The organism is Pseudomonas azerbaijanorientalis (genome assembly GCF_019139795.1).
GTDB classification, from domain to species: domain Bacteria; phylum Pseudomonadota; class Gammaproteobacteria; order Pseudomonadales; family Pseudomonadaceae; genus Aquipseudomonas; species Aquipseudomonas laurylsulfatiphila.
The window spans coordinates 1,713,615-1,730,111 of the sequence record NZ_CP077078.1; the positions used below are offsets into that span (position 1 = coordinate 1,713,615).

General features: G+C 61.6%; 15 protein-coding genes. 8 read left to right on the forward strand and 7 right to left on the reverse strand.

The window, feature by feature from the left end; translation table 11 throughout:
- Positions 1-56: 56 nt before the first annotated feature.
- Positions 57-209: a DUF3309 family protein gene (locus tag KSS91_RS07565; protein WP_018606531.1), complete on the reverse strand. Its 153-nt coding sequence runs from the start codon at positions 207-209 to the stop codon at positions 57-59.
- 284 nt (positions 210-493) lie between these two features.
- Here KSS91_RS07565 and KSS91_RS07570 point away from each other — a divergent pair, with 284 nt between their 5' ends.
- From KSS91_RS07570 to csrA, 3 genes are all read left to right on the forward strand, one after another.
- Positions 494-1,309: an SDR family oxidoreductase gene (locus KSS91_RS07570; protein WP_095966328.1), complete on the forward strand. Its 816-nt coding sequence runs from the start codon at positions 494-496 to the stop codon at positions 1,307-1,309.
- Between the two features lie 64 nt (positions 1,310-1,373).
- Positions 1,374-1,706, forward strand: coding sequence for a YnfA family protein (locus KSS91_RS07575; RefSeq protein ID WP_008004345.1), 333 nt, complete (start codon positions 1,374-1,376; stop codon positions 1,704-1,706).
- A 154-nt stretch (positions 1,707-1,860) separates the two neighbouring features.
- Entirely contained in the window at positions 1,861-2,046 is a 186-nt protein-coding gene (gene csrA, locus KSS91_RS07580; RefSeq protein WP_104448987.1) for a carbon storage regulator CsrA, read from the forward strand.
- Positions 2,047-2,050: 4 nt separating this feature from the next.
- Here the strand turns inward: csrA and KSS91_RS07585 are convergent, their stop codons facing one another.
- The 5 genes from KSS91_RS07585 to mnmC form a co-directional block, all read right to left on the reverse strand.
- Entirely contained in the window at positions 2,051-2,278 is a 228-nt protein-coding gene (locus KSS91_RS07585; protein WP_003199186.1) for a YheU family protein, read from the reverse strand.
- Between the two features lie 210 nt (positions 2,279-2,488).
- A complete protein-coding gene (locus tag KSS91_RS07590) occupies positions 2,489-3,679 on the reverse strand; it encodes an osmoprotectant NAGGN system M42 family peptidase (RefSeq protein WP_217837501.1) in 1,191 nt (396 codons plus the stop codon).
- 156 nt (positions 3,680-3,835) lie between these two features.
- Entirely contained in the window at positions 3,836-5,584 is a 1,749-nt protein-coding gene (gene ngg / locus KSS91_RS07595; RefSeq protein ID WP_217837502.1) for an N-acetylglutaminylglutamine synthetase, read from the reverse strand.
- A gap of 3 nt (positions 5,585-5,587) precedes the next feature.
- Positions 5,588-7,360: an N-acetylglutaminylglutamine amidotransferase gene (locus KSS91_RS07600; RefSeq protein ID WP_217837503.1), complete on the reverse strand. Its 1,773-nt coding sequence runs from the start codon at positions 7,358-7,360 to the stop codon at positions 5,588-5,590.
- A 170-nt stretch (positions 7,361-7,530) separates the two neighbouring features.
- Positions 7,531-9,510 carry a bifunctional tRNA (5-methylaminomethyl-2-thiouridine)(34)-methyltransferase MnmC2/FAD-dependent 5-carboxymethylaminomethyl-2-thiouridine(34) oxidoreductase MnmC1 gene (mnmC, locus tag KSS91_RS07605; RefSeq protein ID WP_217837504.1) on the reverse strand — a complete coding sequence of 660 codons (1,980 nt, stop codon included), beginning with the start codon at positions 9,508-9,510 and terminating at the stop codon, positions 7,531-7,533.
- A gap of 348 nt (positions 9,511-9,858) precedes the next feature.
- Between mnmC and pap the strand changes: the two genes are divergently transcribed.
- From pap to KSS91_RS07620, 3 genes are all read left to right on the forward strand, one after another.
- A complete protein-coding gene (gene pap, locus KSS91_RS07610; protein ID WP_217837505.1) occupies positions 9,859-11,382 on the forward strand; it encodes a polyphosphate:AMP phosphotransferase in 1,524 nt (507 codons plus the stop codon).
- A 102-nt stretch (positions 11,383-11,484) separates the two neighbouring features.
- Positions 11,485-12,669, forward strand: coding sequence for a thiolase family protein (locus KSS91_RS07615; protein WP_217837506.1), 1,185 nt, complete (start codon positions 11,485-11,487; stop codon positions 12,667-12,669).
- Positions 12,670-12,901: 232 nt separating this feature from the next.
- Positions 12,902-13,861: a DMT family transporter gene (locus KSS91_RS07620; RefSeq protein WP_015093965.1), complete on the forward strand. Its 960-nt coding sequence runs from the start codon at positions 12,902-12,904 to the stop codon at positions 13,859-13,861.
- 129 nt (positions 13,862-13,990) lie between these two features.
- Here the strand turns inward: KSS91_RS07620 and KSS91_RS07625 are convergent, their stop codons facing one another.
- Positions 13,991-15,385: a class II fumarate hydratase gene (locus KSS91_RS07625; protein ID WP_217837507.1), complete on the reverse strand. Its 1,395-nt coding sequence runs from the start codon at positions 15,383-15,385 to the stop codon at positions 13,991-13,993.
- A gap of 191 nt (positions 15,386-15,576) precedes the next feature.
- Between KSS91_RS07625 and KSS91_RS07630 the strand changes: the two genes are divergently transcribed.
- Both KSS91_RS07630 and KSS91_RS07635 read left to right on the forward strand, forming a co-directional pair.
- Entirely contained in the window at positions 15,577-16,101 is a 525-nt protein-coding gene (locus KSS91_RS07630; protein ID WP_015093967.1) for a DUF2059 domain-containing protein, read from the forward strand.
- A gap of 12 nt (positions 16,102-16,113) precedes the next feature.
- Complete coding sequence (locus KSS91_RS07635; RefSeq protein WP_007973667.1) at positions 16,114-16,413, forward strand: BolA family protein; 300 nt, start codon at positions 16,114-16,116, stop codon at positions 16,411-16,413.
- Positions 16,414-16,497: the final 84 nt, after the last annotated feature.

Here is a 16,497-nt window from a genome sequence, read left to right on the forward strand (position 1 = left end):
CAGTCAGATTGACTGGCATCGTCTTTTTCGCTGGTTTCTATCTGCTTGTCAGACTTTCATATCTTGCCGAGCAAGAGCAGGATCAACAGCACCACCAATACGACGCCGATGATTCCGGATGGGCCGTAACCCCAACTTCTGGAGTGCGGGAAGACCGGTAAACCCCCGATCAGTAACAGGATCAGAATGATGATCAGTATTGTGCCCATGTCTTTTTCCTTGTCGAAAATGCAGTGAAATGACCATGCCAATCAGGTCAGCGGGAATGAAGTAAATTCGAGCTGCTTAAAAATTCCGACTCATGCGACTGCAGGAAAATTCCAAGTTTTTTTGAAGTATTTCGGACAGGTTCTTATTTCTTTTGTGATGGCCTTAGTTGCTTGTGGCGCGCCCGCGGTTTGCTCGGGCCATTCAGCAATCTGATGGAGCGTGGGTCGGGCAACTTCCTTCGCTACACTCGATGCATCTTCCGAGAACAACAAGGCTGTTTGCTATGCAAAATCGCATGATGATCACTGGTGCAGGCTCTGGCCTGGGTCGCGAAATCGCGCTGCGCTGGGCGCGTGAAGGCTGGCAACTGGCCTTGTCGGACGTCAGCGAGCCCGGTTTGCAGGAAACCCTGAAGTTGGTCCGTGAAGCCGGTGGCGATGGTTTTATCCAGCGCTGCGACGTGCGCGACTACAGCCAACTGACGGCGTTCGCCCAGGCCTGTGAGGTCAAGCTCGGCGGCATCGATGTCATCGTCAATAACGCGGGTGTGGCCTCTGGCGGCTTCTTCAGTGAATTGTCCCTGGAGGACTGGGACTGGCAGATCGCAATCAACCTGATGGGCGTGGTCAAGGGTTGCAAGGCTTTCCTGCCGCTGCTGGAGCAAAGCAAAGGCAAGATCATCAACATCGCGTCCATGGCCGCGCTGATGCAAGGCCCGGCGATGAGCAACTACAACGTGGCCAAGGCGGGCGTGGTGGCGTTGTCCGAAAGCCTGCTGATCGAGCTGGCGCATCAGGAAGTCGGCGTACATGTGGTGTGCCCGTCGTTCTTCCAGACCAACCTGCTGGACTCCTTCCGCGGCCCGACCCCGGCCATGAAGGCCCAGGTCGGCAAGCTGCTGGAAAGCTCGCCGATCAGCGCCGCCGACATCGCCGACTACATCTACCAGCAGGTCGCTGCCGGCGAGTTCATGATCCTGCCCCACGAACAGGGCCGCATGGCCTGGGCGATCAAGCAGAAGAACCCGCAATTGCTCTACAACGAAATGACCGTCATGGCCGACAAAATGCGCGCCAAGGCCAGGCAATCCGCAAGCTGATCTTGCCCGCAGGCAGCGCGGTCGTTAGGGTGGCCGCCATCGGCCATCCTTGCGAGACGCTTGCATGCTCAATTACCTTTGGTTTTTCCTCGCTGCGCTGTTCGAAATTGCCGGTTGCTTCGCCTTCTGGATGTGGCTGCGCCAGGGTAAAAGCATGTGGTGGGTGGTGCCAGCGCTCCTGAGCCTGACCCTGTTCGCCCTGCTGCTGACCCGTATCGAGGCCACCTATGCCGGCCGCGCCTATGCTGCCTACGGTGGCATCTACATCATTGCCTCGATTGGCTGGCTGGCCGTGGTCGAGCGGATTCGTCCGCTGGGTTCGGACTGGCTCGGCGTGGCGCTGTGTGTGATTGGCGCGAGTATCATCCTGTTCGGGCCGCGATTCTCCGCGTCCTGACAGCTCGTCCCTACAATCACCCGGCTTGTCGGACTTTTCCGTCAGCGGGGTGCTTCAAGGGCTGTCAGTCCAGTCCGGTTTGCTGTCGGAGCATTGTAGGCGTACGAGGGGCCGGGCATCTTCAGGGGCCAGTAATCCCTGAAGGACATTCCTTATGCTCGTACTCAGTCGCGTTGTGGGCGAAACCATTTCCATCGGTGACAACATTTGCGTGCGCGTTCTCGCGATCAACGGAAACCACGTTCGCTTTGGCGTCGAAGCGCCTCAGGACGTCAATGTGCACCGCTCCGAAATCTATGAGCGCATCCAGAACAAACTGGCGAAAACCAAGGAACGCTGAAGCTTCAGTCAAACAGGTGCTTGGGCACGTCATGCTTGAGCATCAGTTGGCATTGCTCGCTTTCCGGGTCGAAGACAATCAGTGCCTGGCCCTTGGTCAGCGCCTGGCGCACGCGCAGAACGCGGGTTTCCAGCGGCGTGTCGTCACCATTGTCGGTGCCGTCGCGGGTCACGAAATCCTCGATCAGGCGGGTGAGGGTGTCGACTTCAAGTTGGTCGTGGGGGATCAGCATAGGCACCTCGGTTGGATCAATGGCGCGATGCTACGGCGTATGGCCGGTATCGGCTAGCCTGGGATTTGATGTTGTCTGCACTGACGCCATCGCGAGCAAGCTCGCTCCCACAGGGTTCAGCGGCGAACCGAAGATTTGTGTTCACCACCGATCAACTGTGGGAGCGGGCTTGCCCGCGAAGGCGATCTGTCAGGTAATGAAGAGTCTGACTCAACTCTCCGACCGCTGCCCCACCAGGCTGTCCACCGACGGCACCCGCGTATCGCTTTCCATCTGCGTGTCATGTTCGAGTTGATGACTGAACCGGTCCAGTGAGCCCTTGGCCGGTTGCGCATCGCTGGCAAACACCGGCGGGCTGAGGATGTAGGCACCGAGCAGGCGGCTCAGGGCGGCGAGGCTGTCGATGTGGGTGCGTTCGTAACCGTGGGTGGCGTCGCAGCCGAAGGCCAGCAGGGCCGTGCGAATGTCGTGGCCGGCGGTGACCGCCGAATGCGCGTCGCTGAAGTAGTAGCGGAACAGGTCGCGGCGGGCCGGCAGCTCGTTGTCGCTGGCCAGGCGCAGGAGGTGGCGCGATAGGTGATAGTCATACGGCCCGCCGGAATCCTGCATCGCGATGCTTACCGCATGCTCGCTGGAGTGCTGGCCTGGGGCGACCGGAGCGATGTCGATGCCGACGAATTCACTGACGTCCCAGGGCAACGCCGCCGCGGCGCCGCTGCCGGTTTCCTCGGTGATGGTGAACAGCGGATGGCAGTCGATCATCAGTTCTTCGCCACTGTCGACGATGGCTTTGAGGGCCGCCAGCAGCGCGGCCACTCCAGCCTTGTCATCGAGGTGGCGGGCGCTGATATGGCCGCTTTCGGTGAACTCCGGCAACGGGTCGAAGGCGACGAAATCGCCGACGCTGATGCCCAGCGACTCGCAGTCGGCGCGGGTGGCGCAGTAGGCGTCCAGGCGCAATTCGATGTGATCCCAACTGATCGGCATTTCATCCACGGCGGTATTGAACGCGTGCCCGGACGCCATCAACGGCAAGACGCTGCCTCGGATCACGCCGTTGTCGGTAAACAGGCTGACCCGGCTGCCTTCGGCAAAGCGGCTGGACCAGCAGCCGACCGGCGCGAGGGTCAGGCGGCCGTTGTCCTTCACCGCACGCACTGCCGCGCCGATGGTGTCCAGGTGGGCGGAAACGGCGCGGTCGGGGCTGTTCTTCTTGCCCTTGAGCGTGGCGCGGATGGTGCCGCGACGGGTCAGCTCGAAGGGAATGCCGAGTTCTTCAAGACGCTCGGCGACGTAGCGCACGATGGTGTCGGTGAACCCGGTGGGGCTGGGAATGGCGAGCATTTCCAGCAGGACTTTTTGCAGGTAAGCGAGGTCCGGTTCGGGGATTTTTCTGGTCATGGAAACTCCTGATGAGTTGAGCGCATCGATGGTTTCGATGAGGGGGTTGTGTTGTTTATCAGTCCGTCTTCGCGAGCAAGCCCGCTCCCACAGGGGAATGCAATTAAATGTGGGAGCGGGCTTGCTCGCGAAGGGGCCGGTCCAGACAACGCATAGCTAAGAAACCGCCGGCTGGCTGTGCGGAAACAACAAATCCACAAATCGCTCCGCCGTGGGCTGTGGTTCGTGGTTGGCCAGCCCGGCCCGTTCGTTGGCTTCGATAAACACGTAGTCCGGCTGGTCAGCGGCGGACACCATCAGGTCGAGACCGACCACGGGAATGTCCAGCGCCCGAGCGGCCCGTACAGCCGCATCCAGCAGCGTCGGATGCAGGATCGCCGTCACGTCCTCGAGAATGCCGCCGGTATGAAGATTCGCCGTACGCCGTACGAACAGATGCTCGCCGGCCGGCAGAATGCTGCCGTAGTCGTATCCGGCCGCCTGCAAGGTGCGAAGGGTTTCCGCGTCCAGCGGGATCTTGCTTTCGCCACCCGTGGCCGCTTGTCGGCGCCGGCTCTGGGCTTCGATCAACTGGCCGATGGAGTGCTGGCCATCGCCGATCACTTCGGCCGGCCGGCGAATCGCGGCCGCGACCACTTCAAAACCGATCACCAGGATTCGCAGGTCGAGGCCTTGGTGGAAGCTTTCCAGCAGCACGCGACTATCAAACTGGCGGGCCGCCTCGATGGCGTGCTGCACCTCTTCGATGGTCTGCAAGTCGACCGCCACGCCTTGGCCCTGTTCGCCGTCCAGCGGTTTGACCACCACGCGCCGGTGCTCATCAAGGAACGCCAGATTGTCATCGGCATTGCCCGCCAGTTGCTGCACGGGCAGGTTCAACCCGGCAGCCTTGAGCACCTTGTGGGTCAGGCTCTTGTCCTGGCACAGGGTCATGCTGATGGCGCTGGTCAGGTCACTCAGGGATTCGCGGCAGCGTACCCGGCGCCCGCCATGGCTGAGGGTGAACATTCCGGCATCGGCGTCATCGACTTGTACATCGATGCCGCGACGGTGTGCTTCCTCGACTATGATCCGGGCGTACGGATTAAAGGCGGCTTCGGGGCCCGGCCCGAGAAACAGCGACTGGTTGATGCCGTTCTTGCGCTTGATGGCGAAGGTCGACAGGTTGCGAAAACCGAGCTTGGCGTACAGGTTTTTCGCCTGGCGGTTGTCGTGCAGCACGGACAGGTCGAGGTAAGCGAGACCGCGACTCATGAAGTGTTCGATCAGATGCCGTACCAGCACCTCACCGACGCCCGGCCGCGCACAATGCGGGTCGACCGCCAGGCACCAGAGACTGCAGCCGTGTTCCGGATCGTTGAAGGCTTTTGCATGATTGAGGCCCATGACGCTGCCGATGACCGCGCCGCTGTCATCGTCTTCCGCCAGCCAGTACACCGGGCCGCCCAGGTGACGCGCAGTGAGCAGGGTGGCATCGATCGGCAGCATGCCGCGCGCCTGATACAGCTGGTTGATGGCCTGCCAGTCGGCGTCGCTCTGTGCGCGTCGAATGCGAAATCCACGAAACACCCGGGTCGCCTGGCGGTAGTCGCTGAACCACAGGCGCAAGGTATCGGACGGGTCGAGGAACAGCTGCGCCGGCTCCAGCCCCAACACCTGCTGGGGCGCGGCGACGTACAGCGCGATGTCCCGTTCGCCGGGCTGCTCGTTGAGCAACTCCGCGGCCAGGCTCGCCGCATCGGCAAAGGTGTGGCCGATCAACAAGCGCCCCCAGCCGCAATGCACGGCAATCGGCGCGGCGCCGAGTTCACTGCCATCCTCGGCCAGACGTGCCTGTAAACGTTCGTAGGAAGGCGACTGGCCGCGCAACAGGCGTTGGCTGAAAGCCGTGGCGTGAGGTTTCATCGGTCAGATTCCTTGTTCGCTGAGCCACAGGTTGAGGGCCGCCAGTTGCCACAGCTTGGAGCCGCGCAACGGCGTCAACTGTCCCTGGGGATCGGTCAGCAGACGGTCGAGCATTGCCGGGTTGAACAGGCCGCGATCCTGGCTCGGATCGAGCAGCAACTCACGCACCCACTCCAGTGTATCGCCCTGCAAATGCTTGAGGCCCGGCACCGGGAAGTAACCTTTCTTGCGGTCGATCACTTCACTGGGAATCACTTGGCGCGCGGCTTCTTTCAAGACTTGCTTGCCGCCGTCCGGCAGTTTGAAACGCCCCGGAATCCGGGCCGACAGCTCCACCAGGCGGTAGTCGAGAAACGGCGTGCGCGCTTCCAGGCCCCAGGCCATGGTCATGTTGTCGACGCGTTTGACCGGGTCGTCCACCAGCATCACCGTACTGTCCAGACGCAAGGCCTTGTCCACTGCTGCATCGGCACCGGGCTGGGCGAAATGGGCTTTGACGAAGTCACCGGCGGCGTCATTGGCGGTCAGCCATTTGGGCTGCACGGTCGCCGCGTATTCGTCGTAGCTGCGGTCGAAAAATGCGTCGCGGTACGCGGCAAAGGGATCGCTTGCACCGTCCACTTGCGGATACCAGTGGTAGCCGGCGAACAGTTCGTCGGCACCCTGGCCGCTCTGGACGACCTTGCAGTGTTTGGCCACTTCGCGGGACAACAGGTAGAACGCGATGCAGTCGTGGCTGACCATCGGTTCGCTCATGGCGCGGAATGCGGCGGGCAGTTGATCGATGATCTCTTTTTCATCGATGCGCAATTGGTGATGCTGCGTGCCGTAGTGCCGGGCGATCAGGTCGGAGTACTGGAACTCGTCACCGCGCTCGCCACCCGCATCCTGGAAACCGATGGAGAAGGTCGACAGATTGTCCACGCCGACTTCCCGCAACAGGCCCACCAGCAGACTCGAGTCGACACCGCCGGACAGCAGCACGCCAACATCGACCGCCGCACGCTGACGAATCGCGACAGCTTCGCGGGTGCTGTCGAGCACCCGGTCGCGCCAGTCTTCGAGGGTCAGGTTTTTCTCGTCGTCGTGGGGGCCATAGGCCAGGGTCCACCAGGTTTTCTGCTCGGTGCGACCATCGGCTTCGATGCGCATCCAGGTCGCTGGCGGCAGTTTTTCGATGCCGGCCAGCAAAGTACGCGGTGCCGGGACCACGGCGTGGAAATTCAGGTAGTGATTGAGCGCCACCGGATCGAGGAGCGGATTGATGTCGCCGCCCTTGAGCAATGCCGGCAGCGCTGAGGCAAAGCGCAAGCGCTGGCCGGTGCGCGACAGGTACAAGGGTTTTACGCCAAGACGGTCGCGGGCGATGAACAGGCGTTGGGCATCGCGCTCCCAAACGGCAAAGGCAAACATACCGTTGAGTTTCGGCAGCAAGGCTTCGCCCCAGGCGTGATAGCCCTTGAGCAAGACTTCAGTGTCGCCACCGGAATAGAAGGCGTAACCCAGGCTTTCAAGCTCGGCGCGCAGTTCCGGAAAATTGTAGATAGCGCCGTTGAAGGCCAGGGACAGGCCCAATTGCGGGTCGATCATCGGCTGCGCCGAGCCGTCCGACAGGTCCATGATTTTCAGGCGCCGATGGCCCAGGGCAACCGGCCCCTGGCTATGAAATCCCCAGGCGTCGGGGCCGCGAGGGGCCAGGTGATGGGTGATTCGTTCAACGGCTGCAAGGTCTGCAGGTTGATGATCAAAACGTAACTCGCCAGCTAATCCGCACATAAATTCCTTACCGGTTTTTCCGTTGGGGAGGGTCAATCGATACTGCGCCAAAATGGCGGGTACTCAGAAACTGACCCGCCTCGGCAAGGGGAGTTTTATATCGATGAGTTATAAGAGGGCGAAACCCGGGCCGAGAGCCGCTGTGCGGGCGCTCTCGACGGCGGTATCGACTATTTGCCGCGGATCAGGCGCCGTAACGCAAACCGGTTGGGATGACAGGCTTCGGCCACGCTCCTGGGCAAGGGCAGGGGCTCGTTGTCCAGCCAGGCGGCCAGCAGTTCTCCTGACAGTGGCGCGGTGATCAGGCCGCGCGAGCCGTGGCCACTGTTGATGTACAAACCGTCGAGCCACGGGCATTCGACGTCCGGCACCTGCCGGGCGTCCTTGCCCAGCGCGGCATAGGCCTGAGCGAAGGCCTGGGTGTCGGCCAAGGGGCCGACGATTGGCAGGTAGTCGGGGCTGGTACAGCGAAACGCGGCGCGCCCCTGGAGGCCCTCGGGGTCGAGGCGATCGATCTCCAGGCGCTCGACCAGATCGTGGGAAATCTCTTCGAGCATGGCCAGGTTACCCAGGTGTTCAGCCGTGGTCGGCGTCAGGTCATCGCTGTTGAAATCGAAACTGGCCCCCAGAGTGTGTTCGCCCAGGCGTGCGGGAGCGACATAACCTTCGGCGCACACCACAGTGCTCAGGGCCTGGCTTTGCGGCGTTTGCGCCAGGCGGGTGATTTGCCCGCGAATGCGTTTGAGCGGCAACCCCGCACTTTCGGGGAAACGCTGGATTTCGGCTGCACCGGCGAGGACCACCACGTGTGCGCTGGCAAGCAATTGCTCGCCGTTCCAGGCTTGCCACTGATCCTCGACCTTGCGCAGTTCCAGCGCATCGCAATGCGTGAGCAGTTGAACCCGCGGATGCCCGGCCTGCCACTGGCACAGCGCCGGTGGGTGGACCCAGCCGCCTTGCGGATAGAACAGGCCCCCTTGTGCCAGCCCGATCCCGGCCACAGCCTGCGCCCCGGATTGATCCAGCAGGTGCAACAGGTCCGGTGCAAACGCCACCGCCAATTGCGCCTGGCGTTCGGCTTCCTTGGCATTGAAGGCCAGTTGCAACACGCCGCAATCGTCCCAGTCGCGGCCCCGTTGCAAGTGTTCGAGCAGTCGTCGGGTGTAGCCGAATCCGCTGACGATCATTTGCGACAGCGCCGTGCCATGCGCCGATAACTTCAGGTAGAGCACGCCCTGCGGATTGCCCGAAGCTTCCCGGGCGATGTCGTCGTGACGCTCCAGCAACGTCACTTGCCAGCCCCGTGCAGCCAGGCTGGCGGCGCTGGCACAACCGGCCAGCCCGGCGCCGATTACCAGTGCCCGGCGTTCGCCGCTCGGCGGTGCAGGTCGGGCAAACCAGGGTTTGTCGGGCGCGGGGGCGGGTACGTCGTGGGGCCAGCCGAGGAACTCGCCGCGCAGGATTTCCCATTTGTGGCCGATGCCCGGGGTGCGTTTCATCTTGAAACCGGCGGCGTTGAGCAGGCGCCGCACCCAGCCGGTGCTGGTGAAGGTGCTGATGGATGCACCAGGAGCGGCCAGGCGCGCCAGTTCGGCAAACAGTTCGGCGGTCCACATGTCAGGGTTTTTCGCCGGAGCGAAACCGTCGAGGAACCAGGCGTCGACCCGGGCGTCGAGTTGGGGCAGTTGCTCCAGCGCGTCGCCGATCAGCAGGGTCAGGGTGATGCGGCCGTGGTCCAGCGTCAGGCGCTGAAAGCCCTGATGGATGGCTACGTATTGCTCAAGCAGTTGATCGGCAAACACCTTGAGTTCCGGCCACAGTGCCAGGGCACGTTGCAAGTCGGCCGGGCTCAACGGGTACTTTTCGACGCTGACAAAATGCAGTCGCGCACCGGCCACGGCGTGTTGCTCGAACACCTGCCAGGCGCACAGGAAATTCAGCCCGGTGCCGAACCCCGTTTCACCGATGACCAGCCGCCCGCCCTCGAGCAAGGCCGCAAAGCGTTCCGCCAAACGGTTCTGTTCGATGAACACGTAGCGGGTTTCGTCCAGCCCCGATTTGTCGGAGAAATACACATCATCGAACACTCGCGAATACGGGCGACCTTGGTCGTCCCAGTCGAGCTGGGCGTGGGGCAATACAGGTTTCATGGCAGGCTCGGCAACGGCAAGGTCGCCATTCTAGCCGATCGATGGTGCGTTGCTTGATCCGTGGCAGGGCATGCATTGGCTGAGTAGGAGAAAATCTTCGACTTGCCCGAACCTTTTGCGGCGAGAGGGCTGTTGTGGCGAGGGGGCTTGCCCCCGTTGGGTCGCGAAGCGGCCCTGAAATCAGCCAACCGGGTCTGTCAGGTAAATCCGGTTGGCTGGTTTTACGACTGCTTCGCAGCCGAACGGGGGCAAGCCCCCTCGCCACAGGTGTTGGTGGCGTTAGGGAAAAACTCTGCTGGCCTTCAGTTCAATCCGCTAGTCTTGCTCACATCTGGAAGGGAGCCATCCATGTTCGAATCCGCCGAAATCGATCACGTCATCGACAAAGAAACCTACGACGCCGAAGAACCGGCCCTGCGCGAGGCGTTGCTCGAAGCGCAGTTCGAATTGCAGCAGCAACGCCGCTTTCCAGTGATCATTTTGATCAATGGCATCGAAGGTGCCGGCAAGGGCGAGACGATCAAGTTGCTTAACGAGTGGATGGACCCGCGCCTGATCGAGGTCCGTACCTTCGATCAGCAAACCGACGAAGAACTGGCGCGGCCACCGGCCTGGCGCTACTGGCGGATGCTCCCGGCCAAGGGACGCATGGGGATTTTCTTCGGCAACTGGTACAGCCAGATGCTGCAGGGGCGGGTCCATGGCGAGTTCAAGGATCCGCGGCTGGACCAGGCGATCAATGGCGCCGAGCGCCTGGAAAAGATGCTCTGCGATGAAGGTGCGCTGATCTTCAAGTTCTGGTTTCACCTTTCCAAGAAGCAGATGAAGGCACGCCTGAAGGCGTTGGCCGACGACCCGCTGCACAGCTGGCGCATCAGCCCGCTGGACTGGCAGCAATCGGAAACCTATGACAGGTTCGTGAAGTATGGCGAGCGGGTGCTGCGCCGTACCAGTCGAGACTATGCACCCTGGCATGTGATCGCCGGGGCGGATGCCCATTATCGCAGTCTGGCCGTGGGGCGGATTCTGCTGGCGGGCCTGCAGGGCGCATTGCAACGGCCGACGATTCATCCGGAAAAGGTCAGCGCCGCGCCAGTGTTCCCCAGTGTCGATCAAGTGAACCTGCTCGACAGCCTGGACCTGAGCCTGCACCTGGACAAGGAGGATTACGAAGAACAGCTGATCACCGAGCAGGCGCGTTTTTCCGGGTTGATGCGTGACAAGCGCATGCGTCGCCATGCGCTGGTGACAGTGTTCGAAGGCAACGACGCGGCAGGCAAGGGCGGGGCGATTCGCCGGGTGGCGGCGGCGCTTGATCCGCGCCAATACAGCATCGTGCCGATTGCCGCCCCCACTGAAGACGAGCGGGCGCAACCCTATCTTTGGCGCTTCTGGCGGCACCTCCCGGCCCGGGGCAAGTTCACCGTGTTCGACCGCTCCTGGTATGGCCGGGTGTTGGTGGAGCGCATCGAAGGGTTTTGCAGCCCGGCAGACTGGCTGCGTGCCTACGGTGAAATCAACGACTTCGAGGAACAACTCACCGACGCCGGTGTGATCGTGGTCAAGTTCTGGCTGTCCATCGACAAACAGACGCAACTGGAGCGCTTTGAGGAACGCGAAAAGATTTCCTTCAAACGCTTCAAGATCACTGAAGATGACTGGCGCAACCGTGAAAAATGGGATGACTATCGCGTGGCGGTCGGCGACATGGTCGACCGTACCAGTACCGAGATTGCGCCATGGACCCTGGTGGAAGCCAACGACAAGCGCTGGGCGCGAGTCAAAGTCTTGCGCACCATCAATCGGGCAATGGAGGAGGCTTTCGAAAAAGCCGACCGGCATGAGCGCAAGAAGCTGAAGGGCAAGGATTGAGGCGATGGTTACGCATACGCGAGGTGAATGATTGTCGCGGTCGGTGAAGGGCTGGACTTATGCTCGGTCCACTCTCAACCGACAACAACAATGAGGTATGCCATGCGTGAAGTGGTGATCGTCGACAGCGTGCGGACCGGCCTGGCCAAATCCTTTCGCGGCAAATTCAACATGACCCGCCCGGACGACATGGCGGCACACTGTGTCGATGCCTTGTTGGCGCGCACCGGTATCGATCCGGCAAGCGTCGAGGACTGCATCGTTGGCGCCGGCTCCAACGAAGGCGCCCAGGGTTTCAATATCGGGCGCAACGTCGCGGTGCTGTCGCGCCTGGGCATCGGCACGGCCGGCATGACCCTCAACCGCTTCTGTTCCTCGGGCTTGCAGGCGATCGCCATCGCCGCCAACCAGATCGCTTCGGGTTGCAGCGACATCATCGTCGCCGGTGGCGTCGAGTCCATCAGCCTGACCATGAAAAGCGTCAACACCGACAACCTGATCAACCCGCTGCTCAAGGAGCAGGTACCGGGTATCTACTTCCCGATGGGCCAGACGGCTGAAATCGTCGCACGTCGGTACAACGTCAGTCGTGAAGAGCAGGACCTGTACGCGCTGCAAAGCCAGCAGCGCACCGCCGAGGCTCAGGCCGCCGGGCTGTTCACTGATGAAATCGTGCCGATGGCGGTGAAGTACCGCGTCGAAGACAAGGCGACCGGCCAGGCGCAGATCCTCGACGGCATCGTCGACCGCGACGACTGCAACCGCCCCGACACCACCCTGGAAAGCCTGGCCGGCTTGAAACCGGTGTTCGCTGAAGATGGCTCGGTCACGGCCGGCAACTCGTCGCAACTGTCGGACGGGGCGTCCATGACTCTGGTGATGAGCCTGGAAAAGGCACTGGAACTGGGACTCAAGCCGAAAGCGTTCTTCCGCGGTTTTACCGTGGCCGGTTGCGCGCCGGACGAGATGGGCATCGGCCCGGTGTTTTCGGTGCCGAAACTGCTCAAGGCCAAAGGCTTGCACGTTGCCGATATCGATCTGTGGGAACTCAACGAGGCGTTCGCTTCGCAGTGCCTCTATAGCCGTAATCGCCTGGAAATCGACAACGCCCGGTACAACGTCAACGGCGGCTCGATCTCCATCGGCCACCCGTTCGGCATGACCGGTTCGCGTCAGGTCGGGCACCTTGTGCGTGAACTGCAGCGGCGCAATCTGCGTTACGGCATCGTCACCATGTGTGTGGGTGGGGGGATGGGGGCTACCGGGTTGTTTGAAGCGGTGAGGTAAACCCCGGTTTTTTGCGTTGTCTGCCAGATAGCTTTCGCGAGCAAGCCCGCTCCCACATTTGACCGCGTACACCGTTCACTGTGGGAGCGGGCTTGCTCGCGAATGCAGGCGCCGCGGTCTTTCACATTGCGACCCGCACAGTTTCAATCGCGGCCAGTAGGCAACTGTGCCTGTGTACGCCACAGCTCTGCGCCTAGAATGACGGCTCCTGTCAGTTGGCTTCGGGGTTCACATGCACATTTCATCGGGTCGCTGGGTTTACGGTCTGTTCCTGGCCTTGCTGACCGCGTTGTTGTGGGGAATCCTGCCGATCAAGCTCAAGCAAGTGTTGCTGGTGATGGACCCGGTGACGGTGACCTGGTTTCGCCTGCTGGTGTCTGGCGGTTGCCTGTTCATTTACCTGGCGGCCACCAGGCGCCTGCCCAGCCGCAAAGTGCTCGGTCCTCGCGGTGGCTGGCTGGTGCTGATGGCCGTGCTTGGCCTGGTGGGCAACTATGTCTTGTATTTGATGGGCCTGAACCTGCTCAGCCCCGGCACCGCGCAACTGGTAGTGCAGATGGGGCCGATCATGCTGCTGATCGCCAGTCTGTTTGTGTTCAAGGAGCGCTTCAGCCTGGGGCAGGGGATTGGCCTGCTGGTGCTGCTGATCGGCTTTGCGCTGTTCTTCAACCAGCGCTTGAGTGAATTGCTCACGTCGTTGACCGACTACACCGCCGGCGTTCTGCTGGTACTGTTGGCGTCCACGGTCTGGACCTTCTATGCCCTGGGGCAGAAGCAATTGCTGACGGTGTGGAATTCGCTGCAGGTGATGATGGTGATCTACCTGTTTTGCGCGGCGCTGCTGACGCCCTGGGTGCATCCGCTTGAAGCGCTGCAATTGAACCCCTTGCAGGGGTGGTTGCTGCTGGCGTGCTGTCTCAACACCCTGATTGCCTATGGCGCCTTTGCCGAGGCCCTGGCCCACTGGGAAGCTTCCCGGGTCAGCGCGACGCTGGCCATCACGCCGTTGGTGACATTTGCGGCGGTTGCCATGGCGGCATGGCTGTGGCCCGAGTATGTGCATGCCGAGACGATCAATGGGTTGGGTTATGGCGGTGCGGTGCTGGTGGTGCTGGGGTCGGCGCTGGTGGCGTTGGGGCCGTCATTGATTGCAGGGTTGAAAGCGCGGAAAGTGCGGATGGCAGCCAGTTAGACTGTGTCATCGTTCATCGCGGGCAAGCCACGCTCCCACAGGTTTTGCGTCGTCCACAATGTTCATGGACGACTCGAAACCTGTGGGAGCGGGCTTGCCCGCGAAGACGGACTATCAGGCGCTACAGATTCAGCCCTTGGCCCCGGCCTCCAGCATATTCTCCGGCCTTACCCAGGCATCGAACTCTTCATCAGTCAGATACCCCAACTGCAACGCCGCTTCACGCAAGGTCAGCCCTTCGCTGTAGGCCTTCTTGGCGATCTCCGCCGATTTGTCGTAACCAATGTGCGGGTTCAGTGCCGTCACCAGCATCAGGCCACGTTCCAGGTGTTCAGCCATTTTTCCCGCATCCGGCTCCAGACCCGCCACGCAGTGCTGCTGGAAGTTGCTGCAGCCATCACCGAGCAATCGGATCGATTGCAGCAGGTTATGGATGATCACCGGTTTGAACACGTTCAACTGCAAGTGGCCCTGACTGGCCGCAAAGCCGATAGCGACGTCGTTGCCCAGCACCTGGCAGGCCAGCATCGATAGCGCTTCGCACTGGGTCGGGTTGACCTTGCCCGGCATGATCGAACTGCCCGGTTCATTGGCCGGCAGCCTGACTTCGGCAAAGCCGGCGCGGGGACCGGAGCCCAGCAGGCGCAGGTCGTTGGCGATTTTCATCAGGGTCACGGCGAGGGTTTTCAGCGCGCCGGACAGCGTGGTCAGGGGCTCATGACCGGCCAGTGCAGCGAACTTGTTCGGCGCGGTGATGAACGGCAAACCGGAGAGGGCGGCCAGTTCGGCGGCGATGGCTTCACCGAATCCGTGGGGCGAATTCAGCCCGGTGCCGACCGCTGTGCCGCCCTGGGCCAGCTCGCAGACCGCGGGCAGTGCGCTGCGGATCGCCCGCTCGGCGTAATCGAGTTGCGCGATGAAGGCCGAGATTTCCTGACCGAAGCTGATCGGTGTCGCATCCATCATGTGGGTGCGGCCGGTCTTGACCAGCTTCATATGGCGAGCAGCCAGCTCGGCCAGGCCGCCGGACAATTCGCTGATTGCCGGCAGCAAGTGCTGCTGCACCGCCTGCACGGCCGCGATGTGCATGGCGGTGGGGAAACAGTCGTTGGAGCTCTGGGAGCGATTGACGTGATCGTTGGGGTGCACGGGGGACTTGCCGCCACGGGGGTTGCCAGCCAGCTCGTTGGCGCGACCGGCGATGACTTCGTTGACGTTCATGTTGCTCTGGGTGCCACTGCCGGTTTGCCAGACCACCAGCGGAAACTGGTCGTCGTGGTCGCCGGCGAGCACCTCGTCGGCGGCCTGCTCGATCAGACGGGCGATATCGGCGGGCAGGTCGCCGTTGCGATCATTGACCCGCGCCGCGGCTTTCTTGATCAGCGCCAGGGCATGCAACACCGCCAGCGGCATGCGTTCGTTGCCGATGGCGAAGTTGATCAGCGAGCGTTGCGTCTGAGCACCCCAATAGGCTTCATCCGGGACTTCAACCTGGCCGAGGCTGTCGGTTTCGATACGGCTCATCTTGCTCACTCCTGTAGGTCCGATTGCGCAGTTTAGGCCGTGATCGACGGCCGTGGTTCCATCAGTCTGAATTTGTCCATTCAACCCCTCTAAATCAGGTGCGACAAGGCTTGGGGTTGAGCGACACACTTTTTTAGGCGCAGAATGGATGCCCTTGGGGTCTTACCTCGCCAGCTAGAAAAGGAAACTCGATGACTCGTCTTCGTGCCATCTGTACCGCCGTTGCTTTGGTCTGCGCCAGCGGCCAGGTTCTCGCCGACACCGCCAGCCATAACGCCAGTGCCGAGGCTTTCCTGACCATGGCGCACGCTGACAAACTGGGCACTCCGGTGTACATGCAAGTACAGCAGATGTTTGCCCAGCGTTTCGAACAGTCCAAAGCCCCTGAATCGAAAAAAGCCGTACTGGAAACCTACCAGGCCAAGGCTAACGCCGCTCTGGACCAGGCCATTGGCTGGAACAAGCTGAAGCCGGACATGGTCAAGCTGTACACCAGCAACTTCAGCGAATCCGAGCTCAAGGACCTGGTTGCGTTCTACCAGTCGCCACTGGGCAAGAAAGTCATGGAAAAAATGCCCCAGCTGACCCAGCAATCGGCCCAGATGACCCAGTCCAAGTTGGAAAGCGCTGTGCCGGTGGTCAACAAGCTGCTGGCTGACATGACGGCCGAGCTGGCCCCGAAAGACGCGGCTGCACCCGCCAAGAAAAAGCCTTAAGCGGAGTTCGGTATGACTATGCAACAACGCATCGAATCGACGCTCGCCCTGCTTCAGCCCGAGCATCTGCAAGTGCTGGATGAGAGCCACATGCACAGCCGTGGGCTGCAAACCCATTTCAAGGCCGTGGTGGTCAGCGCGCAGTTCGATGGCCTGAATCGGGTCAAGCGCCACCAGAAAGTCTACGGCACGCTCGGCGAGCTGATGGGCGAGTTCCATGCGTTGGCGCTGCATACCTACACGCCAGAGGAATGGGCACAGATCGACGCGGCTCCGGCCTCGCCGACCTGTGCTGGCGGCAGCAAGCATTAAGATCAAAAGATCGCAGCCTGCGGCAGCTCCTACAGGAAATTGTATTCCCATGTAGGAGCTGCCGCAGGCTGCGATCTTTTTTGT